At 68.2% G+C, this 19954-nt stretch carries 21 protein-coding genes, 2 tRNA genes and 1 pseudogene; 17 read left to right on the top strand and 7 right to left on the bottom strand.

Features of this window, described 5'->3' with window-relative positions:
• Nucleotides 1-30 precede the first annotated feature (30 nt).
• The 3 genes from RPIT_RS07855 (at nucleotide 31) to RPIT_RS07845 (ending at nucleotide 1356) form a co-directional block, all read left to right on the top strand.
• Nucleotides 31-912 carry an endonuclease domain-containing protein gene (locus RPIT_RS07855; protein WP_077342108.1) on the top strand — a complete coding sequence of 294 codons (882 nt, stop codon included), beginning with the start codon at nucleotides 31-33 and terminating at the stop codon, nucleotides 910-912.
• Between the two features lie 241 nt (nucleotides 913-1153).
• Nucleotides 1154-1225, top strand: a tRNA-Gln gene (locus tag RPIT_RS07850).
• A gap of 55 nt (nucleotides 1226-1280) precedes the next feature.
• A tRNA-Glu gene (locus RPIT_RS07845) sits at nucleotides 1281-1356 on the top strand.
• Nucleotides 1357-1405: 49 nt separating this feature from the next.
• Here the strand turns inward: RPIT_RS07845 and RPIT_RS07840 are convergent.
• Nucleotides 1406-2131, bottom strand: coding sequence for an IclR family transcriptional regulator (locus tag RPIT_RS07840; protein WP_077342106.1), 726 nt, complete (start codon nucleotides 2129-2131; stop codon nucleotides 1406-1408).
• Between the two features lie 107 nt (nucleotides 2132-2238).
• Between RPIT_RS07840 and leuC the strand changes: the two genes are divergently transcribed.
• From leuC to RPIT_RS07800, 8 genes are all read left to right on the top strand, one after another.
• Nucleotides 2239-3645 (top strand): 3-isopropylmalate dehydratase large subunit, encoded by a 1407-nt coding sequence (leuC, locus tag RPIT_RS07835; protein WP_077342104.1) that lies wholly within the window; start codon nucleotides 2239-2241, stop codon nucleotides 3643-3645.
• 3 nt (nucleotides 3646-3648) lie between these two features.
• Nucleotides 3649-4254 carry a 3-isopropylmalate dehydratase small subunit gene (gene leuD / locus RPIT_RS07830; protein ID WP_077342102.1) on the top strand — a complete coding sequence of 202 codons (606 nt, stop codon included), beginning with the start codon at nucleotides 3649-3651 and terminating at the stop codon, nucleotides 4252-4254.
• 224 nt (nucleotides 4255-4478) lie between these two features.
• Entirely contained in the window at nucleotides 4479-5756 is a 1278-nt protein-coding gene (locus RPIT_RS07825) for a hypothetical protein (RefSeq protein ID WP_077342100.1), read from the top strand.
• A gap of 14 nt (nucleotides 5757-5770) precedes the next feature.
• On the top strand, nucleotides 5771-6091 hold the full coding sequence (locus RPIT_RS07820) for a hypothetical protein (protein WP_143028295.1): 321 nt from the start codon (nucleotides 5771-5773) through the stop codon (nucleotides 6089-6091).
• A 24-nt stretch (nucleotides 6092-6115) separates the two neighbouring features.
• Nucleotides 6116-6451: a YnfA family protein gene (locus RPIT_RS07815; RefSeq protein WP_077342096.1), complete on the top strand. Its 336-nt coding sequence runs from the start codon at nucleotides 6116-6118 to the stop codon at nucleotides 6449-6451.
• An 84-nt stretch (nucleotides 6452-6535) separates the two neighbouring features.
• A complete protein-coding gene (locus RPIT_RS07810) occupies nucleotides 6536-6949 on the top strand; it encodes a hypothetical protein (protein ID WP_077342094.1) in 414 nt (137 codons plus the stop codon).
• Between the two features lie 88 nt (nucleotides 6950-7037).
• Nucleotides 7038-7502, top strand: a complete 465-nt coding sequence (locus RPIT_RS07805; RefSeq protein WP_077342092.1) for a helix-turn-helix domain-containing protein — start codon at nucleotides 7038-7040, stop codon at nucleotides 7500-7502.
• Nucleotides 7495-8454, top strand: coding sequence for a serine/threonine-protein kinase (locus RPIT_RS07800; RefSeq protein WP_077342090.1), 960 nt, complete (start codon nucleotides 7495-7497; stop codon nucleotides 8452-8454). Before RPIT_RS07805 ends, RPIT_RS07800 begins: the two co-directional genes overlap by 8 nt.
• On the opposite strand, the gene RPIT_RS07795 is transcribed toward RPIT_RS07800, so the two are convergent.
• On the bottom strand, nucleotides 8451-10454 hold the full coding sequence (locus RPIT_RS07795) for a VWA domain-containing protein (protein WP_077342088.1): 2004 nt from the start codon (nucleotides 10452-10454) through the stop codon (nucleotides 8451-8453). The two genes, RPIT_RS07800 and RPIT_RS07795, sit on opposite strands and share 4 nt — an antisense overlap.
• A 264-nt stretch (nucleotides 10455-10718) precedes the next feature.
• Here RPIT_RS07795 and RPIT_RS07790 point away from each other — a divergent pair, with 264 nt between their 5' ends.
• Nucleotides 10719-11381: a hypothetical protein gene (locus tag RPIT_RS07790; RefSeq protein ID WP_077342086.1), complete on the top strand. Its 663-nt coding sequence runs from the start codon at nucleotides 10719-10721 to the stop codon at nucleotides 11379-11381.
• Nucleotides 11382-11560: 179 nt separating this feature from the next.
• Here RPIT_RS07790 and RPIT_RS16130 read toward each other — a convergent pair.
• Together RPIT_RS16130 and RPIT_RS15685 are read right to left on the bottom strand one after the other, a co-directional pair.
• Nucleotides 11561-11716, bottom strand: a pseudogene (locus tag RPIT_RS16130) (DapH/DapD/GlmU-related protein); the annotation flags it as partial.
• A gap of 319 nt (nucleotides 11717-12035) precedes the next feature.
• Nucleotides 12036-12335, bottom strand: a complete 300-nt coding sequence (locus tag RPIT_RS15685; RefSeq protein WP_218121649.1) for a Rossmann-fold NAD(P)-binding domain-containing protein — start codon at nucleotides 12333-12335, stop codon at nucleotides 12036-12038.
• Nucleotides 12336-12435: 100 nt separating this feature from the next.
• Between RPIT_RS15685 and RPIT_RS15425 the strand changes: the two genes are divergently transcribed.
• Nucleotides 12436-12885 carry a helix-turn-helix domain-containing protein gene (locus tag RPIT_RS15425; RefSeq protein WP_077342084.1) on the top strand — a complete coding sequence of 150 codons (450 nt, stop codon included), beginning with the start codon at nucleotides 12436-12438 and terminating at the stop codon, nucleotides 12883-12885.
• On the top strand, nucleotides 12878-13831 hold the full coding sequence (locus RPIT_RS07770; protein ID WP_077342082.1) for a serine/threonine-protein kinase: 954 nt from the start codon (nucleotides 12878-12880) through the stop codon (nucleotides 13829-13831). The genes RPIT_RS15425 and RPIT_RS07770 overlap by 8 nt, the downstream gene beginning before the upstream one ends.
• Here RPIT_RS07770 and RPIT_RS07765 read toward each other — a convergent pair.
• Nucleotides 13828-15828 carry a VWA domain-containing protein gene (locus tag RPIT_RS07765; RefSeq protein WP_077342080.1) on the bottom strand — a complete coding sequence of 667 codons (2001 nt, stop codon included), beginning with the start codon at nucleotides 15826-15828 and terminating at the stop codon, nucleotides 13828-13830. The two genes, RPIT_RS07770 and RPIT_RS07765, sit on opposite strands and share 4 nt — an antisense overlap.
• A 229-nt stretch (nucleotides 15829-16057) precedes the next feature.
• On the opposite strand from RPIT_RS07765, the gene RPIT_RS07760 reads away from it, so the two are divergent.
• The 3 genes from RPIT_RS07760 (at nucleotide 16058) to RPIT_RS07750 (ending at nucleotide 19122) form a co-directional block, all read left to right on the top strand.
• On the top strand, nucleotides 16058-16516 hold the full coding sequence (locus RPIT_RS07760; protein ID WP_077342078.1) for a GNAT family N-acetyltransferase: 459 nt from the start codon (nucleotides 16058-16060) through the stop codon (nucleotides 16514-16516).
• A gap of 422 nt (nucleotides 16517-16938) precedes the next feature.
• Nucleotides 16939-18438, top strand: coding sequence for a glycoside hydrolase family 6 protein (locus RPIT_RS07755; protein WP_218121648.1), 1500 nt, complete (start codon nucleotides 16939-16941; stop codon nucleotides 18436-18438).
• A gap of 162 nt (nucleotides 18439-18600) precedes the next feature.
• Nucleotides 18601-19122 carry a hypothetical protein gene (locus tag RPIT_RS07750; protein ID WP_143028294.1) on the top strand — a complete coding sequence of 174 codons (522 nt, stop codon included), beginning with the start codon at nucleotides 18601-18603 and terminating at the stop codon, nucleotides 19120-19122.
• A 104-nt stretch (nucleotides 19123-19226) separates the two neighbouring features.
• On the opposite strand, the gene RPIT_RS07745 is transcribed toward RPIT_RS07750, so the two are convergent.
• Both RPIT_RS07745 and RPIT_RS07740 read right to left on the bottom strand, forming a co-directional pair.
• The gene (locus RPIT_RS07745; protein WP_077342074.1) at nucleotides 19227-19655 is read right to left on the bottom strand and encodes a type II toxin-antitoxin system VapC family toxin; all 429 of its coding nucleotides are present in this window, start codon (nucleotides 19653-19655) and stop codon (nucleotides 19227-19229) included.
• Nucleotides 19652-19888, bottom strand: coding sequence for a FitA-like ribbon-helix-helix domain-containing protein (locus tag RPIT_RS07740; RefSeq protein WP_077342072.1), 237 nt, complete (start codon nucleotides 19886-19888; stop codon nucleotides 19652-19654). Before RPIT_RS07740 ends, RPIT_RS07745 begins: the two co-directional genes overlap by 4 nt.
• Between the last annotated feature and the right edge of the window lie 66 nt (nucleotides 19889-19954).

The following is a 19954-nucleotide window of genomic DNA, read 5'->3' as shown; positions in this document are numbered from 1 at the left end:
ATCGAGGGGGTCACCGCCGACAGTGCGGGCATGGATCCGTTCATTCATGAGATGACTCGCGACGGGGTTATGGCGGCACGTGCGACAAGGTGGAAGGCCCGGGCGCTGAACTCCTATGCGCACCGAGGACAGTTGGAGCGGCTGCTGCCGGGCGTCTACGGCAAGGTGGGGGCGGCGGACACCCTCGACGGCAAGTTGCAGGCGGTCCGCGCGTACGGCGACGACCTCGTCGTGACCAGGCATCACGCGGCTGCGTTGACTTGGTGGCCGGAGGTGGAGTGCCCCTCGACGTGGAGGCTGGCCTGCCCCCGAGCCGTCGAGCCCGGCTATGACCTTGTGGTAGAGCAGCGGCTGATTCCGCCGCCGCTGTTGACGAAGCACCAGGGGTGTTGGCTGACGGCGCCGGCTCTCACCGTCTTAGACCTCATTCCCGAGTTCGACGCCGACGTCGTGTACCTCGCTCTCCGACGGCGTGCGGTGACGGTGGAGCAACTGCAGAAGGCCATGGCGTTGACTCCACGGCGGCGGGGCAACCGTCGGCGTCGCGAGATCCTGGCCGAGACGGCGTCTGCGCCGTGGTCGCACCTTGAGCGGGAGGCGCACCGCCACCTTCGCGAAGCCGGGTTGACGGGGTGGAGGTCCAATCATCGCGTTGACGTCGGCCAGACGCATTACTACATCGACGCAGCGTTCTTGGAGGAGAAGGTGGGCGTCGAACTGGACGGGTTTGAGTTCCCTTCCTCCCGGGACGCGTTCGAGCGGGGGCGGGCACGCGACGCGGACCTCGCCGCCGTCGGCTGGCTCATGGTGCACTTCACGGCGGAGACCGCGTCGGACATTGGGAAGGTGCTCCCCGGTCTGCTCGCGACCCGCCGTCAACAACTCGGACTACCTCCGCTGGGACCTGGCTGAGCACCAGGACCAGGTGACGCTCTGTGGGGCGTCCGTCGGGGTGGGAGTTGAGCAAGTGAGATGGGTCAACGCTGCGACACGCCGGGATAACAGCGTTTGCTTACCGCGACCCATCTCATTTGCTCAAGTCCGCCCCTCTCTCCACCCCCCACCAGCCCGCCGGGACAGGGGGAGGCCGGTTTGTGGGGGTCGGGGGCGGTGGTGTAATGTTCTGCGACGTGCCCGGTGCGCCGGTCATCAGAGGGGTATGGGGTAATTGGCAGCCCGACGGTTTCTGGTTCCGTTAGTTCAGGTTCGAGTCCTGGTACCCCTGCGGAAGACGATTAGTCGTCCACGCAGGAAAGCTGTTAAGCTCTCCAACGCTCTAGGGCCCCGTTGTATAGCGGCCTAGTACGCCGCCCTCTCAAGGCGGTAGCGCGGGTTCGAATCCCGTCGGGGCTACCAGACGAGAAAACCCCCAGCCACACGGCCGGGGGTTTCTTCGTTTCCGGAGTCACTCAGGGGCGCCGCTGCGACGCAGCACCTCGCTCAACCGCTCGGCCGCGGCGAGGACGGCGGGGGCGTGCAGGCGGCCGGGGGATCGAGTCAGACGCTCGATCGGGCCCGACACCGACACTGCCGCGATCAGCTTGCCCGACGGCGCCAGCACGGGGGCCGACACCGACGCGACGCCCGCCTCACGTTCCGCGACCGACTGGGCCCAGCCGCGACGTCGGACCGTGTTGAGCGTCGACATCGTGAACGACGCCGACTCCAGCAGTTTCTCCAGCTTGTCCGGCTCCTCCCAGGCCAGCAGCACCTGTGCGGCCGACCCGGCCGTCATCGACAGCTGTGCGCCCACCTGGACGCTGTCGCGGAGACCTGTTGGGCGCTCGACGGAGGCCACGCAGATGCGAGTATCGCCCTGGCGGCGGAACAGCTGCACCGATTCGCCGGTGATGTCGCGGAGTCGGTTGAGGATCGGGCCGGCGGTCGCGAGCAGCGGGTCCTCGCCCGCGGATTCGGCCAGCTCGATGAGTCGGGGGCCCAGCACGAACCTGCCCTGCAGGTCGCGTCCCACGTACCGGTGGTGCTCGAGGGCGACCGCGAGCCGGTGGGCCGTCGGCCGCGCCAGTCCGGTGGCCGTTACGAGGCCCGCGAGGGTGAGCGGATTGCGTTCCAGGGCGGACAGCACCGCCGCTGCTTTGTCGAGTACTCCAACACCACTTGAGTCGTCCATATGGTGAGATTATCAATCCACTATGTGGACATGCAAACTCTGACCGACGGCCGCCGTCGCCATACTTGAGCCCTACGAACACGATGCTTTGAAAGAAGTGAGGACCCATGGGGAAGACCCTGAGCGAGAAGGTCTGGGACGCGCATGTCGTGCGCTCCGTCGAGGGGGAGCCCGACCTGCTCTACATCGACCTGCACCTCGTGCACGAGGTCACCAGCCCGCAGGCGTTCGAGGGGCTGCGGCTCGCCGGCCGCCAGGTGCGTCGCCCCGAGCTGACGCTGGCGACGGAGGACCACAACACCCCCACGCTCAACATCCTCGCCCCGATCGCCGACCCCGTCTCGCGGAAGCAGGTCGACACCCTGCGCCAGAACGCGAAGGACTTCGGCATCCGCATCCACTCGCTGGGTGATCGCGACCAGGGTGTCGTCCACATCATCGGCCCCCAACTGGGCGTCACGCAGCCCGGCATGACGATCGTCTGCGGCGACTCCCACACCTCCACGCACGGCGCGTTCGGCGCGCTGGCGTTCGGCATCGGCACCTCCGAGGTCGAGCACGTGCTCGCCACCCAGACGCTCAACCAGGCCAAGCCGAAGACCATGGCCGTCAACATCAACGGCGATCTGCCCGACGGCGTCACCGCCAAGGACGTCGTGCTTGCGCTCATCGCGAAGGTGGGCACCGGCGGCGGCCAGGGCCACATCGTCGAGTACCGAGGCACCACCATCGAGCAGCTCTCCATGGAGGGCCGCATGACGATCTGCAACATGTCGATCGAGTGGGGCGCCAAGGCCGGCATGATCGCCCCCGACGAGACGACGTTCGCCTACCTCAAGGGCCGCCCGCACGCGCCCGAGGGTGAGGATTGGGACGCCGCCGTCGAGTACTGGCGGACGCTGAAGACCGACGACGACGCGACGTTCGACGTCGAGGTGGACATCGACGCCACCCAACTCACCCCCTTCGTCACCTGGGGCACCAACCCCGGCCACGGCGTGCCGCTGGGTGCGGCGGTCCCCGCGCCGGAAGACTTCGACTCCGAGGTCGAGCAGGCCACGGCCCGCCGCGCCCTCGAGTACATGGACCTGGTGCCCGGCACGCCGATGCGCGACATCAAGGTGGACACCGTCTTCCTCGGCTCGTGCACCAACGGCCGCATCGAGGACCTTCGCCTGGCGGCCTCCGTGCTGCAGGGCCAGCGCATCGCCGACGGCGTGCGCATGCTCGTGGTGCCCGGCTCGGCGCGCGTCCGGCTGCAGGCCGAGACCGAGGGCCTGGATCAGGTGTTCCTCGACTTCGGCGCCGAGTGGCGCGCGGCCGGGTGCTCGATGTGCCTCGGCATGAACCCCGACCAGCTCGCGCCGGGCGAACGTGCCGCGTCGACGTCGAACCGCAACTTCGAGGGCCGCCAGGGCAAGGGCGGGCGCACGCACCTCGTCTCCCCGGCGGTCGCCGCCGCCACCGCCATCGTCGGCCACCTGGCCGCCCCCGCCGACCTGATTGGAGCCTGAGCCATGGAACCCTTCGTCCGTCACACCGGGATCGCCGTCCCGCTCGAGCGCTCCAACGTCGACACCGACCAGATCATCCCGGCGGTCTACCTCAAGCGGATCACCCGCACCGGGTTCGAGGACGGGCTGTTCGCGGCTTGGCGCAACGACCCGGAGTTCGTGCTCAACCGCGAGCCGTTCACGCAGGGCACCATCCTGATCCCCGGCCCCGACTTCGGCACCGGCTCGTCGCGTGAGCACGCCGTGTGGGCGCTGCAGAACTACGGCTTCAAGGCCGTCATCGGCACCCGCTTCGGCGATATCTTCCGCTCCAACTCCGGCAAGGCCGGCCTGCTGGTGGCGCTGGTCTCCGAGGCCGACCGCGACCTGCTGTGGCAGGCCATCGAGGCCGACCCGAACGTCGAGACGACGGTGGATCTCGAGTCGCAGACCATCACGCGCGGTGACCTGCAGGTGAGCTTCGACATCGACGACTACACCAAGCACCGCCTCCTCAACGGGCTCGACGACATCTCGCTCACCCTCCAGCAGGACGAGGCCATCTCGACCTATGAGGCGAGCCGTCCGTCGTTCAAGCCGAAGACGCTGCCCGCCAAGACGGCCGGCTGACGCTAGCAAACACAGAAGTGAGGGGCTGCCCGATGGGGCGGCCCCTCACTTTCGTCATTGTCAGAATCAACCAAAGTACCGACGTTGCCGGATCTCCGGCTGGGGTGATCCAACCGCTCAATAGCGTATGCGCCACATCGCCTCGGCCGACTGTCGGGAGGTGTCCGACAAGGGGGATTGACATAGTGGATGTTGTAGGCGCACGTGGTGCTGTCAGGGTAGTAGTGGCAGGCGTGGTCCTCGGACTGCTCTGTTCGGGTGGCGTGACGGCTGCCCATGCTGAGGAGACGGCCCCCGGCCCGCTGGTTGTGGAGGTGTCCGGCGCAACGACGACACCCGTCGTGGGAATCTCCGCCGACAAGCACGGAATAACCGACGCGGCGCTCGACGTCGTCCGCGATGACGAACCAGCCAATGTCGTTGCGCTGGTGGACGCCGCCTCGGCCGTCGGGGCCCTGCCGATGCAGGAGACCGACGAGGGGCTGAGCGTGTCGACGACCGCCGGCACCACCACCGTGCTCAACCGCGATGGGGTCGCTGAAGCGACGCACGCTGAGCTGCCCGCCGTCGGCATCGAGGTGCGTGGCGACACCTCCGAGGCAAGCGCCGTCGACGATGCCATGGTGTGGGAGGAGGTCGCTCCCAGCACCGACGTCGTGGCGCGAGCCACTGAGACGGGCATGCAACTAGTGGCGGTGCTCGCCGACGAGACGGCCCCGTCAACCATCGAGTTTGACCTGGTGCTGCCCGAGGGCGGTCACCTGGTTGAGACGGAGGACGGGTCCATCGACATCGTGGCACCAGTGGAGATCGAGAGGATCGACGAGGCGAGCCTGGCTGACCTCGAGCGGCGTGCGAGCCTGATCCTGGGCGACAGCTTCGACGAAACCACGGGCGAACTGACCGCTGCCCAGGAGGCCGCCCTGTCTGCGCTGCCCGACCTCAAGACCTACACGGTGGAGGAGGAGCGAGCCGTAGCTACCATCGCGCCGGCCTGGGCCGTCGACGCCAACGGCGAGCCCGTCGGGACTCGCTACGAGCTTGACGGGGCGACCCTGACGCAAGTGGTCGACGTCACCGCCACGACGGCGTTCCCGGTGACCGCGGACCCGACCTTCTGGTGGTACTTCCGCAAGGCCGCGGCATGCATCGCGAGCGTGGCGGGCACGGTCGTCGTCGCAGCCAAGATCGCGCAGATCACGGTGAAGCTGTTCAAGCTACTTCGCGCAGCCAAGCCCGGCACCGCCCTCAACCGCGCCTACCAGGCTTGGATGAAGCTTGGCTCCAACAACGACCAGCGCCTCGGCAACCTTGGGCTCAATCTGCGCTTGATCGCAGGAATTTACCAGCAGTACGGATCGACGAGAGCTACCCAGATCATCATCGCGCGGGGCGGACGAATCAAGGCGGCCCGAGACTTCATCGTGTACGGCGCCAGCACCATCGCCTCGGTCACCAGTCTGGACAGCTGCGTTAGCCTGGTGACCGGGCGAAACTACTGATGGGACCCGGTGTCATGGAGATTCTTCAGCTCGTCTTCGGGGTGGCGCTCGTTATTGTGCTTGCGCTCGTGCTGCGAGTGCTCATCGTTCGAGCGTTCGGGCTCCGGCTGACCGACTGGATCGGTTACGTCGCGTGCGCGGCCGGCGTGGTGGCGATTCCGTCGATCCAGTGGGACATCAGCCCGTGGCTCCTCCTCGGGGTGCCTGTCGCGCTCGCCCTCGCCCTATGGAAGGGCAAGTCGACCGTCGACGCCTGGCGCCGCGGCGAGCCGGTGGAGGGCATCTTCACGTTCAGCCCGCCTCCGCCCGGCGTGGTGGACCGCTTCCGCGCCTGAGGCCATGGCTGACACCATGGGCGCATGACCGTGGTGAAGTCGATCATCTTGTTCGTGGCCGCTGCCCTGACCGAAATCGGCGGCGCGTGGCTCATCTGGCAGGGCGTCCGCGAACACCGGGGCCTGCTCTGGGTGGCCGGCGGAGTGGTGGCGCTGGGGCTCTACGGGTTCGTCGCCACGCTCCAGCCCGACGCCAACTTTGGCCGCATCCTCGCCGCCTACGGTGGGGTCTTCGTCGCGGGCTCGCTCCTGTGGGGGATGGTGATGGACGGCTTCCGGCCGGACCGCTACGACGTCGTCGGCGCGCTGATCTGTCTGGTCGGGGTGGCGGTCATCATGTATTCGCCCCGCGCCCTGTGAGAACCGACGCGCCGGGCGTCGGCCGCACCCCAGGTACGGTGGGGTGCTCGCAGGTGAAGAGTGCCACGACCGAAGGGACTGGGTGTGGACAGTGACATCGACTGGGGCGTGATTGCGGCTACCGCGTTGGTGGGCGCCGGGATGGTCGGCTTCTTCGTCGTCGGAATCCTGGCCTATGCCGGGCGATGGGCCCGCCTTCGCCTCAGAATGATTCTGGACCCGGAGGGTCACCGCCTGGCCGGAGGGCTCTGGCTGTCGCTGCTGGCCCTCCCGATCGCGGTGATGGTTCTCGTCGAGAGCCCCGATCGAGGTCTGGGGCCCGTGCACTGGTTGGCGCTGGTCGCCATGGCGGGGCTGCTGGTTGCGATGCTGTCGCTGGCCTTCAACCGTCCGGCTAGGCTCACCCGGCTCCTTACCCCGCACTGGTTACTGAGCGAGCGAGAGCGCCTGTTCGGACCGCTCAGACCCGACGGTCGGCCGAAAGGTCGCGCCGGCTGACAGCGAACGTCGACGACGTCGCCGACGGGACGACCGAGACCTGGCGTGATACAGCGCTTCGGCATCCAAGGTCGAATACGCTCGACGCGTGAATGCCACCAGCCCAGCCGCGGAGACGCCCGACAACATCAACCGCCAGACGCAGCGAGAGCTCTACGGCGAGCCGATTGCCGACATCGTCGGACGCATCACGTCGGCACTGGGTCTCACTCAGGGGCGCCTCGCCGAGGTCATCGGGCTCTCCGCGCCGATGCTGTCGCAGCTGGTCAGCGCTCGCCGGGTGAAGATCGGTAATCCGGCGGTGCTCGCACGCCTTCAGTCCCTGGCCGATCTGGCCGTCGGCCCGGCCCTCTCCTTGGAGGAGAGGGAGGCACGGCTGGCCGCGATCCACGACGAGCAACCCACCATGTCGACGATGCGCGACGCCGGCGCAGTCCACGCCCTGCGCGCGGCCGCGCCGTCGGAGGAATTGCAACGGCTGGCGCAGCAGACGACGGCTCCAGAACTGGCGGCCCTACTGCGGCTGGCGGCTGGCCCCTCCAGCCATGGCTGAGCTGTTCGCCGGTCGCTATCTCCTCCTCGAGCCCATCGGCGAGGGGGGTATGGGCACCGTATGGCGGGTCGAGGACCTCAAGCAGAACCGTGTGGTCGCCGCCAAGATCCTGCGCCAGTCGCACAGCACGTCGCTGCTGAGGTTCGTGCGTGAGCAGAGCCTTCGGATCCACCACCCGCACGTCCTTATGCCCCTCGGCTGGGCGGGTGAGGACGATCGGGTGCTCTTCACGATGCCAATCGTCGCCGGCGGCTCGCTGGCCACCCTGGTGGGCGACTACGGCGCCCTCCCACCACTCTTCGTCGCCGAGATCCTGCGCCAGATCGCCTCCGCGCTGATCGCCGTCCACGACGGGCGCCTGGTCCACCGCGACGTCAAACCTGCCAACATCCTCCTCGACGCCACCGGCGCTGGGCGCCCGTACGCCTACCTCACCGACTTCGGGATCGCCGTCGAGCTCGACGGCCCCCGCTTCACCGAGACCGGCCTGGTGACGGGCACCCCCGGCTATCTCGCGCCCGAGTTGGCCGCTCTCGGGGATCCGGCCCCGGCCTCGGACGCGTACTCGTTGGGCAGCGTCGGTCTCCACCTGCTGACCGGGGTGCGGCCCCAGGACGTGCCCCGCCAGGGGTCCGCGCCCATCGGTGTACCGGACGCGCTGTGGGACACCCTCGTGGCGCTGACCGAGCCTGACCCTCAGCGCAGGTTGACGTTGCCCGACGCTCTCGCCCGGCTTGCCGCGCCGGAACTCGCCTGGCACGACGACGCCGCCGGGGAGGTGGAGGTGTTCGACCACTTCGTGCCCGAACCTGCGGCCGAGCCGGGGGCGGGTGCCCAGCTTGCGCCGGAACCAGGGGACGCGGCGGGCCGCCGCCTGAGCACCCGGGACCTCCTCGTCTTCGGCTTCTTCGGGCTACTGATGATCCTCGGAATCGTCCTGCTGCTTCTCTAGCGTCGACGCAGGACGGCGTAGACACCGGCCCCCACTGCGCCGACGGCGAGCAGCGCTCCTCCCACGAGCGGCAGCGCGGAACCGGAGGGCTCTGCGTCAGTGGTGGACCCCTCGGTGGCATCGTCGCCCGCCTCGGACGGGGTTTCCGTCGCCGTGGCTGACTCCGTCGTTTCTTGTGTCGGCTCGGGGTTGGGCGTCGGCTCCGCGGCAGGGGAGGGACTCGGCTCGACGTCGGCCTCCGCGTACTCCGGGACCCCTTGCACGTCCCCCGTGACCGCGATCGAGAACCTGATCGGCACCGGAACGCCTCGGAGCTCTCCATCGCGGAGCTCGCCAAGGCCGACGGCGAAGTAGTAGTCACCGGCCATCGAGAAGCCATTGCTGTTCCGGAAGTACATCCGCGGCGAATCCCACCGGTTGCGGAAGTTGACCTGGGGAACCTGGTTGATGTCGGGGCGGCTCGTGAGCTCGAGCCGGCCGTTGACCATGCGGTACATCCCCGCGCGCAGCAGTTCCTGGGAGTCCATCTGGCTGAAGTCGGGGGCGTAGACGTTTCCGGGAACGTTCAGCCAGTCCAGGCTGTGCAAGCCCTGCAACGGTGCGAACGCCGGGTCCGGCCCGTCGATCGCGAAGATGGCCTCCTGCCCCCAGTCGACACGCGTCTTGAAGAGGACCACTTCTCCCGGCACCAAATCGGTGACGTAGGTGCCCGGCTCGATCGCCAAGGCATCGTTGAAGCTGGCCCCGCCGACGACGCTCACCGGCGCCCCCGAGGCCGGGGAGGTCAACTGGTCGGAGTTGTCCCGCGGCACCGAGGCGACGCCGTCGGGAAGCGACTCGGCATCGGCTGCGGGAGCCTCCTCCATGACCCGGATCTCCACGTCGGTGGTCACCGCGGTTCTGGCGTTGCCACGCTTCACCTCGTAGACCAGTTCGTCGGCCTCGGCGCAGGCTTGTGCGCGGGCATCGGGCTGCTGGGCGCGGGGATCCAGTTGCACGGCCATGACGGTCCCGGCGGCGATCACTCCCTGTCGCTGCGTGTCACTGGCGAGTGCCCACCGGCTCGAGCACTCGAGGCCGTCCGGCGTCGAGAGCCGCCAATCCCACCGTCCTCGGTTCATCCCGTCGGGTGCGGCGGGCATGCGGCCCACCATGCTCACCCGGATGGTGGAGCCGGGCTGCGTGCGCGGGACCCGGTAGTACTTGGTCGTCATGCCCTGAGTGGACGAGGCGGCGACGTCGACGTACTGCCCCACCTCGAGGAGCGGCGCACCCTCTGGGGTGGGGCTGCCCTCAACGGGGGTTCCCTGGATGGTGAAAGGGCGGGCCGTGCGCGTCGAAAGCGTGCTCAAGGTGGTGGTCAACGTCCCTGCGTCCGCGGCGTCGTAGTACGTTCCTCCGCCCGCCTCAGCGATGCACGTCAACTGCTCGCGGGCCACGCCGCCCACGCCGAAGCCGACGGTGTCGATCTGCAGCCCGATCCCGGCGTCGATGATGTCCTGCACAGCGACGCACGGGTCGGGCACGCAGCGCTCCTCGCCGTCGGAGACGAGGATGATGTGCCGCTTCCCCTCAGTTCCGAGGTCCGTGGCGGCCTCCTGCAGCGCGAAGGCGATGGGGGTCTCGCCGACAGCGTTGAAGGACCGGATGGCCGTAGTGAGGCCCTGCTCGTCGAGGGGCTCGATCGGGTGGACGAGCTGGGAGTCGGCGCACTCCGCCGGGGTCCGGCCGGGGCCGTCGACGGTGGCCCCGTAGACGCGCAGGCCCACGTCGGCGTCCTCAGGCAGCGATCCCAGGGCCCCGATGAGGGCGGTCTTGGCCGCCTCCAGCTTTGTCACTCCGGAAGGGTCGGGCTCGTTCATCGACGCGGAAGCGTCGAGCACCAGGACGACCTTGGTCTGCTCGGGTAACGCGGTTTCGTCGGCCACACTGGGGAGGGCACCCGCGGCTGCGATAGCGAGCGCGGGGGTGGCGGCGGTGAGGTGTCGGAGGCGAGGCATCGTCTCGTCCCTTCCTGTCGGATGTGTGTGCAAATGCAAATATAGAGTTTGCTTTAGTAAACGTCAAGGCTGGACCAGCCGCGCGAACCCCGTATACCCTAGCCGCCGCGACGATGCCCCGGAGGGGGCACAATGTGGCATGACGTGGATTCCTGACGAATTCCTTCCTCCGTCCCGGGTGGACCTGCCCACGGGGCATCACCTGCGTCCTATCCGTGCGTCGGACGTCGACATCGACGGTGGAGGTCGGTTAGGGTCGGGCGTATGAGGAGAGGGTGGTCGGTCGCCGCCGCCGGGCTGTGCCTGGCGCTGTCGGCCTGCAGTGGGACGAGCCTGGGTACCTCCCCCTCCGAGCCCACGACCGTGACCACCCCGTCCACGCAGGAGTCTGCAGTGACCACCGAGCCGGCGTCCGTCCGGGCCAGCATCGAGGCGTCGGTGTCCCGCGACGAGCGGGGGCTGCGGGTGTCCTACACCGTCACCAACGACGGTGAGGCTCCGCTGCTGGTCCTCACCGAGCGGGGCCACGACCAGTCCGGCAGCAGCACTGCCCCGCGGGAGCCGGAGTCGGTCTGGGTCTCGCAGGCCTCCCCCGACGCGGCACGTCTGTCGAAGCAGGTTTTCAGCACCACCCCCGGCACGTTGCTCTACGCGCCTTGGCGGGCCCCCGCCGCGCTGGTCGACCGGGGCGGGCACCTGAACGGTGAGATGTCCGTGCCGCTCCCGCTGCGCGGTGACCTCCCCGACGTGAGCGAGGCGATGGTCCATGACGAGCAGCCGCTCACCACGGCCCCGACCCAGGTGGAGGTGTGCGTCCAGGTCGCGCCGTCCCCCGGCCCCACGGCATACAACGACGAGATCACCATGGACAGCCCCGGCCGTGCGCTCGTGTGCACCGGGCCACTGGCGCTGCCCAGCGACGAGTAGACGGGCACACGGTCGGTGGCGACCCGGCGATCCTGAGCGACTGCGGCAACCTGCTGATGACGGCCTCGATGACGATGGACGCAGGCCGATCGTCGATGGCGCAGCATCAGGTCCGAGGCCGCCGACTTACGCGCCTCAGGTGCGGGCCCTCAGGGAGCGGAGATGCTGTGGAATCCGGTGGGGCGGATGGGCCTGGCCGGGACGCCCGCGACAATCACGTCCGGCTCCACATCCCGGGTGACGACGGAGCCAGCACCGATCACCGCGCCGTCGCCGATCGTCACCCCCGGGAGCACCGTTACGTTCGCGCCGAACCACACCTTGCGGCCCACGACGATGGGTGCCGGGACCATGTCGCCGCGTCGGTCTGGGTCCATCGCGTGGTTGAGGGTGGTGAAGGTGCAGCCATGCCCGATGAGGGTGTCGTTGCCGATGGTGATGCCGCCGGTGTCCTGGAACCGGCACCCCATGTTGATGAAGACGCGTTTGCCCAGCTTGAGGTTCCGGCCGAACTCGCTGTAGAGCGGCGGGAACACCGTCACCGACTCATCGACGGGGCGGCCGGTCAGCCGCGACAGGAGCGCGCGCACCTCGTCGGGAGAGTGATAGCGGGAGTTGAGTTCCGCCGTGATCCGCATCGCCTCCTGCGAGGCCTTAAATAATGAGCCGGTGGAGTTCGGAGCCGCTCTCGATGAACTCCCGGCGGTGGACGTGGGCGAGGAAGTCCTGCAGTTCCATGGCCGTCACCCTACGTCCACAGTGGCGGTGACGGGGCCCCAGACGGGCGAGCAGATCGCGCTTGGCGAGCCACTCCTGTGTGAGGTGTCCCAGGCGCAGGTCGTCCGGAGCTGAGGGTCCGCCCATCCTGGTGGGCACCCACCCTGGGTCGACGGCGTTGCTGGCTGTGTCAGGCCAGAACCGGGCCACGGCGCTCGCCAGCGTGGTGACCAGCAACTTGAGTGAATGGCAGGATCGCAGGGATATTGTGTAGCGCACGGGCCTCTCGGGAAGCGGAAAGCGCTCCTGGCCGTGCCACAAACGTAGAGGAGGCTCGATGAGCACCCCCGAGACTGAGGCTGCCAACCGCCAGACGCAGCGAGAGCTCTACGGCGAGCCGATTGCCGACATCGTCGGACGCATCACGTCGGCACTGGGTCTCACTCAGGGGCGCCTCGCCGAGGTCATCGGGCTCTCCGCGCCGATGCTGTCGCAGCTGGTCAGCGCTCGACGGGTGAAGATCGGTAATCCGGCGGTGCTCGCACGCCTTCAGTCCCTGGCCGATCTGGCCGTCGGCCCAGCACTCTCCTCGGAGGAGAGGGAGGCACGGCTGGCCGCGATCCACGACGAGCAACCCACCATGTCGACGATGCGCGACGCCGGCGCAGTCCACGCCCTGCGCGCGGCCGCGCCGTCGGAGGAATTGCAACGGCTGGCGCAGCAGACGACGGCTCCAGAACTGGCGGCCCTACTGCGGCTGGCGGCTGGCCCCTCCAGCCATGGCTGAGCTGTTCGCCGGTCGCTATCTCCTCCTCGAGCCCATCGGCGAGGGGGGTATGGGCACCGTATGGCGGGTCGAGGACCTCAAGCGGAACCGTGTGGTCGCCGCCAAGATCCTGCGCCAGTCGCACAGCACGTCGCTGCTGAGGTTCGTGCGTGAGCAGAGCCTTCGGATCCACCACCCGCACGTCCTTATGCCCCTCGGCTGGGCGGGTGAGGACGATCGGGTGCTCTTCACGATGCCAATCGTCGCCGGCGGCTCGCTGGCCACCCTGGTGGGCGACTACGGCGCCCTCCCACCACTCTTCGTCGCCGAGATCCTGCGCCAGATCGCCTCCGCGCTGATCGCCGTCCACGACGGGCGCCTGGTCCACCGCGACGTCAAACCTGCCAACATCCTCCTCGACGCCACCGGCGCGGGACGGCCGCACGCCTATCTGTCGGACTTCGGGATCGCCGTCGAGCTCGACGGCCCCCGCTTCACCGAGACCGGTCTGGTGACGGGCACCCCCGGCTATCTCGCGCCCGAGTTGGCCGCTCTCGGGGATCCGGCCCCGGCCTCGGACGCGTACTCGTTGGGCAGCGTCGGTCTCCACCTGCTGACCGGTGTGCGGCCCCAGGACGTGGCACGGGGGGCCGCCCCCAACGGTGTGCCGAGCTCGCTGTGGGACACCCTCGTGGCGCTGACCGAGCCTGACCCCCAGCGGAGGATGTCGCTTCCCGACGCCCTCGCGCGGCTTGAGGCGCCGGAGCTCGCCTGGCACGACGGCGCTGCCGGTGAGGTGGAGGTGTTCGACCACTTCGCGCCGGAGCACACCGACGAAGCGGAGCGGCTCCACCAATCCGAATCGGACGCAGACGGGGCAGACCGTCGGCTGAACAGCCGTGATCTCGTTGTCTTCGGATCCTTCGGAGCCCTGATGATCGTCGGGATCCTTCTGCTGCTGCTCTAACGACGGCGCATGACGGCGTAGACCCCGGCGCCCACGGCTCCGACGACGAGCAGCGCCCCGCCGATGAGCGGCAGCGCCGAGCCAGAGGGCTCTGCCTCTGCGGCAGGCTCGTCGGTGCCATCGTCGGTCGGATCGGCGGGGATCTCAGTCGCCGTGGCCGCCTCCGTCGGCTCCGGCGTGGGCTCCGAGCTGGGGGTCGGCTCGTCGGTGGGGGAGGGACGTGGCTCAGCGTCGGCCTCGACATACTCCGGCGCTCCCTGCACCTCGCCGGTGACTGCGATGGAGAAGGTGATCGGTACAGGAACGCCGCGGAGCTTCTCATCGCGGAGTTCCCCGAGGCCGACGGCGAAGTAGTAGTCGCCTGCCATCGCGAAGCCGTCGCTGTTCGAGAAGTACATGCGGGGCGAATCCCACCGGTTGCGGAAGTTCACCTGCGGAACCTGGTTAATGTCGGGGCTGCCTTGGCGGTCAAAACCACCCTCCATGACGCGGTACCTCGCGGCGTTCTGCGCTTCGAGGGAGTCCATCTGGCTGAGGTCGGGGGCATAGACGTTGCCGGCGACGCTCATCCAGTCGTTGGGCCCCAGACCCTGGAGCGGCGCGAACGTCGGGTCCGGTCCGTCGACTGCGAGGATCGCCTCCTGCCCCCAGCCGACGTGGGTCTTGAACAGCACCAGTTCGCCGGGGACGATGTCCGTCACGTAGGTACCGGGCTCGACGGCCAGGGCGTCGTTGAAGCTTGCACCGCCAACGACGTTCACAGGCGTCCCCGAGGCTGGGGAGGTCAGCTGGTCGGCGTTGCTCGTGGGCACGGACGAGACGCCATCGGGAAGTGAGGCGGCATCGGCGGCCGGGGCCTCTTCTGTGACCCGGATCTCGACATCGGTGGTCGCCGCGGTCTTGGCCTTGGCGCGTGTCACCTCGTAGATCAGCTCCTCGGCCTCGGCGCAGGCTTCCGCGCTCTTGGTGGGCTGCTGAGCCCGCGGGTCAAGTTGCACGGCGACGACGGTGCCGGTGGCGATCACACCCAGTCGTTGCCTGTCGTCTGCCAGGGCCCAGCGGCTCGAACACTCGATACCGTCGGGCGTCGATAGGCGCCAATCCCACCGTCCTCGGTTGACCCCGTCCTTGGCGGTAGGCAGGCGGCCGATCATGCTCACGCGGATCGTGGAGCCGGGCTGGGTGCGTGGGACGCGGTAGTACTTGGTCGTCGTGCCCTGGGTGGACGAGGCGGAGGTGTCCACGTACTGCCCCACCTCCAGGAGGGGGGCGGCTTCCGGCGTGGGTGTGCCCTCGACGGGGGTGCCCTGCACCGTGAACGGGCGCGCTGTGCGGGTGGAGAGGGTGGTCAGTGTGGTGGTCAACGTTCCGGCGTCGGCAGCGTCGTAGTAGGTGCCGGCCCCCGCTTCGGCGATGCACTTCAACTGTTCGCGCGCCGCATCACCGACGCCGAAGCCGACGGTGTCGATCTGCAGCCCGATCCCGGCGTCGCTGATGTCCTGGATCGCGACGCACGGGTCGGGGACGCAGCGCTCCTCGCCGTCGGAGACGAGGATGATGTGTCGCTTACCGTCGGGGCCCAGATCCTTGGCCGCCTCCAATAGCGAGTAGGCGATGGGGGTCTCACCGACCGCATCGAAAGACTGGATGGCGGCAGTGAGGCCCTGCTCGTCGAGGGGTTCGATCGGGTGGACGAGTTGAGAGTCGGCGCACTCCGCCGGGGTCCGGCCGGGGCCGTCGACGGTGGCCCCGTAGACGCGCAGACCCACGTCGGCGTCCTCAGGCAGCGATCCCAGCGCCCCGATGAGGGCGGTCTTGGCGGCTTCGAGCTTGGTGACGCCGGAAGGATCGGGCTCGTTCATCGATGCGGACGCGTCAAGCACCAACACAACCTTGGTCTGCTCGGGGGCCAGCGACTCATCGGCGGCAACGGGCGCGACGCTGGCGGCAGCGAGCGCGAGGGCCGCGGCGGCGGACAGAAGGTGGCGGCGAGTCATTCACTCGCTCCTCTCGTCGGAATTAATTTGCATTTGCAAAGGTAGTGTTTACTTTAGCAAACGCCGGCGCCGGATTGTCAACCATCAGACCTGATACACCCTAACCAGGTCAACAACGGCGTTAGACGAGGCGACCTCCCCGCGTGGCCGCAGGGGCTGGGGTGCACATGTCCTCGGGCGTTCTGCGTGTGTGCGCAGCGCGGAGACGGGCACCGGGGGAGAATATGGCATGACGTGGATTCCCGCCGAAGTCGAACCGCCGTCCCGGGTGGACCTACCCACCGGGCATCACCTGCGTCCGATTCGTGAGTCGGACATCGACATCGACTATCCCGCGGTCATGGGCTCGCGGGAGCGGCTGTGGGAGAAGTACGGCGAGGCCTGGGGGTGGCCGCTGGCGACAATGACTCGGGAGGAGGACCAAGCTGATCTGGCGCGACACGAGGCGGAGATCGCCGCGAAGGAGACGTTCAATTACGCGGTTCTGCCAGAGGGGGAGGATCGGCTGCTTGGCTGCGTCTATCTCGATCCGCCGGAGGACGACTGCCCGCCGGGGACCGACGTGCTCACGTCGTGGTGGGTGGTGGACGACGAGGCGGGCGGCGAGTTGGAGAAGGCGTTGGATGAGTTCGTGCCGCGGTGGTTGCGCGACGTGTGGGGTTTCCGCCAGCCGCACGTCGATCCGTGACCGTCACGTCCGAAGTCTTCAGGGGGACCCGTCCGTCGTTGTCTGCAGGTAGGTCTTCCGGTTCAGCCCACACAGCGCCACCACGTTGAGATCAGGTGCGAGGCCGCCGCCTCCGCACCTCGAGTGACAACCCTCAGCCCCTCACGCGCAAATCGAGAACCGACCCGGAGTCCTTGCCTACCCAACGTACGTCAAGCCCGGGGGTCAAACAGCCCGTGCCAGTTCAGTGGCGTGCGACCGGTTTGTCGTTCGCCCTTGACACGAGAGCGCTCTCACGGAAGGCTAGGCCTTGTGCGGAGCGTGAGAGCGCTCTCAGGCCCGCACGTGTCTGTGCTCACTGCACAGAAGTCAATGACGACTAAGGGAGTCACATGTCATCTGTTTCATCCTCATCCCGATGGAGAGCGCTTGCGCTCAGCGGGTTGGCAGCAACGCTTCTGGCCCTGCCCGCCCAGGCCTCCGGTCCCACCGACGGGCTCGCCGGCTCGGACCTCTACCTCAACCCCTACAGCACCACGCTCGAGGCGGCCCAGAAGCTGAGCGGTCAGGCTCGCGCCGACGCGCAACTCCTCGGAAGCATCCCGTCGGCCGACTGGTTCACGAAGGGCACTCCGGAGGAGGTGCGGATCGCCGTCGACGAGGTGGTCACCGCCGCCGAGGCGCGTGGCGAGATGCCCGTGCTCGTCGCGTACAACCTCCCGTTCCGCGACTGCGCCCAGTACTCGTCGGGAGGTGCGCTCGACACCGAGGCCTACACGGCCTGGATCGACGGGTTCGCGGCCGGGATCGGCGACCGACCTGCCACGGTGCTCCTTGAGCCCGACGGCCTTGGCGTCATCCCTCATTACACGACGCTCGACGGCCAGGTCGAGTGGTGCCAGCCTACGGAACTCGACGCGACGACGGCGACGTCTGATCGCTTCGAGCAGCTCAACTACGCCGTCGACGCGTTCGAGGCGCTGGAGGGCACCGACGTGTACCTCGACGGGACGTCGTCGGCCTGGCTCAACGTCCGCGAGATCTCCGACCGGCTCGTGAAGGCCGGGGTGCAGAACGCGACGGGGTTCTTCCTCAACGCGTCCAACTACCAGTTCACCGCCAACCAGGTGGCCTACGGCACGTGGATCTCATCGTGCATCGCCTACGCCACCGAGGTGGCCCCGGGCGACTTCGCCAACTGCGGCGACCAGTACTGGAACGGCGGACCGGCAACTGACTGGGAAGGCGTCACGATGTCCAACTACGGCGAGTGGTCGGCCGACAACCCGGACCCTGCGCTGAACACGTCGGGCATCGACTCGCGCTACGCGTTGATCCTGGGCAACGTGGAGCCGTCGACTCATTTCGTGATCGACACGAGCCGCAACGGCATCGGGCCGTGGGACCACGAGAACAAGTACGGCAGCACCCACGAGGACTGGTGCAACCCGCCGGATCGCGGCGCCGGCGCCCGTCCCACGACCACGACCGGCATCCCGCTCGTGGACGCCTTCCTGTGGATCAAGGTGCCGGGCGAGTCCGACGGCCAGTGCTACCGAGGCACCGAGGGCCCGCTGGATCCGGAACGCGGTATGCAGGACCCGCCCGCAGGGCAGTGGTTCGTCGAGCAGGCCAGGGAGCTGATCGAGTTCGCCTCCCCGGAGCTGAAGCCTCAGGAGTGCCACGTGGTGTGGGACGCCAAGGGCAAGGGCAAGGCGTTCGCCGCGAAGGTCACCGTGACCTCTCCGTCGCCTGAGTGGACGCTTTCGTACGTGTGGCGCGACGACCAACGGATCAACAACGTCAGCCGCGGCACCTCGACCCAGGACGGTGTGGATGTGAGCATCACCTCACGTGCACCGTCGGTCGTGGTCTCCGCCAAGGGCGGCGCAACGGAGCCGTGGCTGTTCTGGGTTGACGGGAAGCCCTGCACCTCCGAGTAGTCCAGGGCCCACCGAGGGAGGGGGTGCCAGACGATGTCTGGTGCCCCCTCCGTCGTGTTTGCCCGACGGCGAGCCCGGCGCCCCGGTGTCCAGCGCCGCGAACGTATACTTCCGGCCGATGACATCGAGGACAACGGGGGAGACTGGGATATGGGCCGATCGGTGAGAGCGAGCCTCCGTCGGAGGGCCCGGACCGTCGCCGTTGCTGGCACCGTTGCGGTCTTCGCCTACGCGGTGTTCGCTGCCTTCCAGATTCTGGTGCTCAACCCGCTCGCGGCCGCGCCAGGTGCCGACCTCGCCCAAATCTACGCCGACGTCGAGGCCGCGGGGGAGTCCATGGGTGTGCCGTCGGTGGTGACCATCCTGACGGTGGGGCCCATCGTCGCGAGCGCGTTGCTGGCTCGCACCTGGGCGCGGCCGGAACCTGAGCCTCGGATGGTCCTGGTTCTGTACCTGGCGCTGCTGGCGCTGGGTGAGCTCGGCCATACCGTTGCCAGCTTCGGACCGGGGATGGCGCTGGCCGACACATACCTCATCAGTGGCGGCGACCACTCGCCGTGGGCGGTCCCACTGCAGGCGGTCAGCGGCATCGCCTTTATGGTGGCGGTCATCCTTGCGCCCGGCGCCTGGGCGGCTGCGGGGGACCGGCGTGCGGGCGTTCCGCTGCGCTGGCACAACTCCTGAGTGCCAGTTCGACCCGCCCACCGTTGTCGAACGTTCCCACTTCCGCTTCAGCCTGAGAGCACAGCGCCGCGAGGCGAAGGGAGTGCGGACCCGCGGCCGACGCGCTAGAGATGATCGGCGTCGAAGGGGTTCACAACTGTCAGATCCGACACATGTGGGAAGTCCTTGACGTTCCTCGTGGCCAGGGTGGCTCCGTTAGCGAGGCAGATTCCGGCGATCTGCGCATCGGCCAGGGACATCGTGCGCCCTTGGGTGAGGCCGTCGACAAGGAGGCGGGCCGTGGCTCTCGCCGCCGTCACGTCGTACACGGCGATCGCATCGGCAAAGGCACTGACAAGTGTGTTCCATCGGGCCTCGAGGTCCTTGCGTCGACGACCGGCAGGGAGCCGTCCAAGGCCACGAACGATCTCCTCGACGGTCACCACACTGATGGTGAGGTCCGACGCCGCCAAGTCCCGCGCCCACGCCATGACGCTCGCCTCGGGGGTGTCCTTCATGAACTCGGAGACGACGTCCGTGTCGGCGATGATCACGAGAGGTCGACCGGGCGCGGAAGATCATCTCGGACTGGCACCTGCAGCTCGACTCCCCCCACCTCGGAGATGGCGGTGTGCAGTGCGAGGAGGATGTTCTCGTCCGGAAGGTCGACGGCGGCATCTAGGATTGCGCGCACCTCGGCCTCGACCGATCGACCATGCTTGGCCGCCCGACCCCGCAACCGGGCGTGGGTGTGTTCGTTCAACTGGCGGATCGTCAGACTGCTCATGGCTTCCTCCTTGATAGCAATGCTAGGACTCGGTCTACAGTCTGGGTGGGGGCTCGGCCATGCCTG

Source organism: Tessaracoccus flavus (genome assembly GCF_001997295.1).
In the GTDB taxonomy this organism is placed as follows: domain Bacteria; phylum Actinomycetota; class Actinomycetes; order Propionibacteriales; family Propionibacteriaceae; genus Arachnia; species Arachnia flava.
This window is presented reverse-complemented; position numbering and strand designations above follow the sequence as displayed.

Coding starts and splice junctions, on each gene's coding strand:
- RPIT_RS07840 (WP_077342106.1), bottom strand. CDS start 2,131: ATGGACGACTCAAGTGGTGTTGGAGTACTCGACAAAGCAGCGGCGGTG.
- RPIT_RS07800 (WP_077342090.1), top strand. CDS start 7,495: ATGGCTGAGCTGTTCGCCGGTCGCTATCTCCTCCTCGAGCCCATCGGC.
- RPIT_RS07815 (WP_077342096.1), top strand. CDS start 6,116: ATGACCGTGGTGAAGTCGATCATCTTGTTCGTGGCCGCTGCCCTGACC.
- RPIT_RS07790 (WP_077342086.1), top strand. CDS start 10,719: ATGAGGAGAGGGTGGTCGGTCGCCGCCGCCGGGCTGTGCCTGGCGCTG.
- RPIT_RS07765 (WP_077342080.1), bottom strand. CDS start 15,828: ATGACTCGCCGCCACCTTCTGTCCGCCGCCGCGGCCCTCGCGCTCGCT.
- RPIT_RS07760 (WP_077342078.1), top strand. CDS start 16,058: ATGACGTGGATTCCCGCCGAAGTCGAACCGCCGTCCCGGGTGGACCTA.
- leuD (WP_077342102.1), top strand. CDS start 3,649: ATGGAACCCTTCGTCCGTCACACCGGGATCGCCGTCCCGCTCGAGCGC.
- leuC (WP_077342104.1), top strand. CDS start 2,239: ATGGGGAAGACCCTGAGCGAGAAGGTCTGGGACGCGCATGTCGTGCGC.
- RPIT_RS07740 (WP_077342072.1), bottom strand. CDS start 19,888: ATGAGCAGTCTGACGATCCGCCAGTTGAACGAACACACCCACGCCCGG.
- RPIT_RS07855 (WP_077342108.1), top strand. CDS start 31: ATGGATCCGTTCATTCATGAGATGACTCGCGACGGGGTTATGGCGGCA.
- RPIT_RS07770 (WP_077342082.1), top strand. CDS start 12,878: ATGGCTGAGCTGTTCGCCGGTCGCTATCTCCTCCTCGAGCCCATCGGC.
- RPIT_RS07820 (WP_143028295.1), top strand. CDS start 5,771: ATGGAGATTCTTCAGCTCGTCTTCGGGGTGGCGCTCGTTATTGTGCTT.
- RPIT_RS07795 (WP_077342088.1), bottom strand. CDS start 10,454: ATGCCTCGCCTCCGACACCTCACCGCCGCCACCCCCGCGCTCGCTATC.
- RPIT_RS15425 (WP_077342084.1), top strand. CDS start 12,436: ATGAGCACCCCCGAGACTGAGGCTGCCAACCGCCAGACGCAGCGAGAG.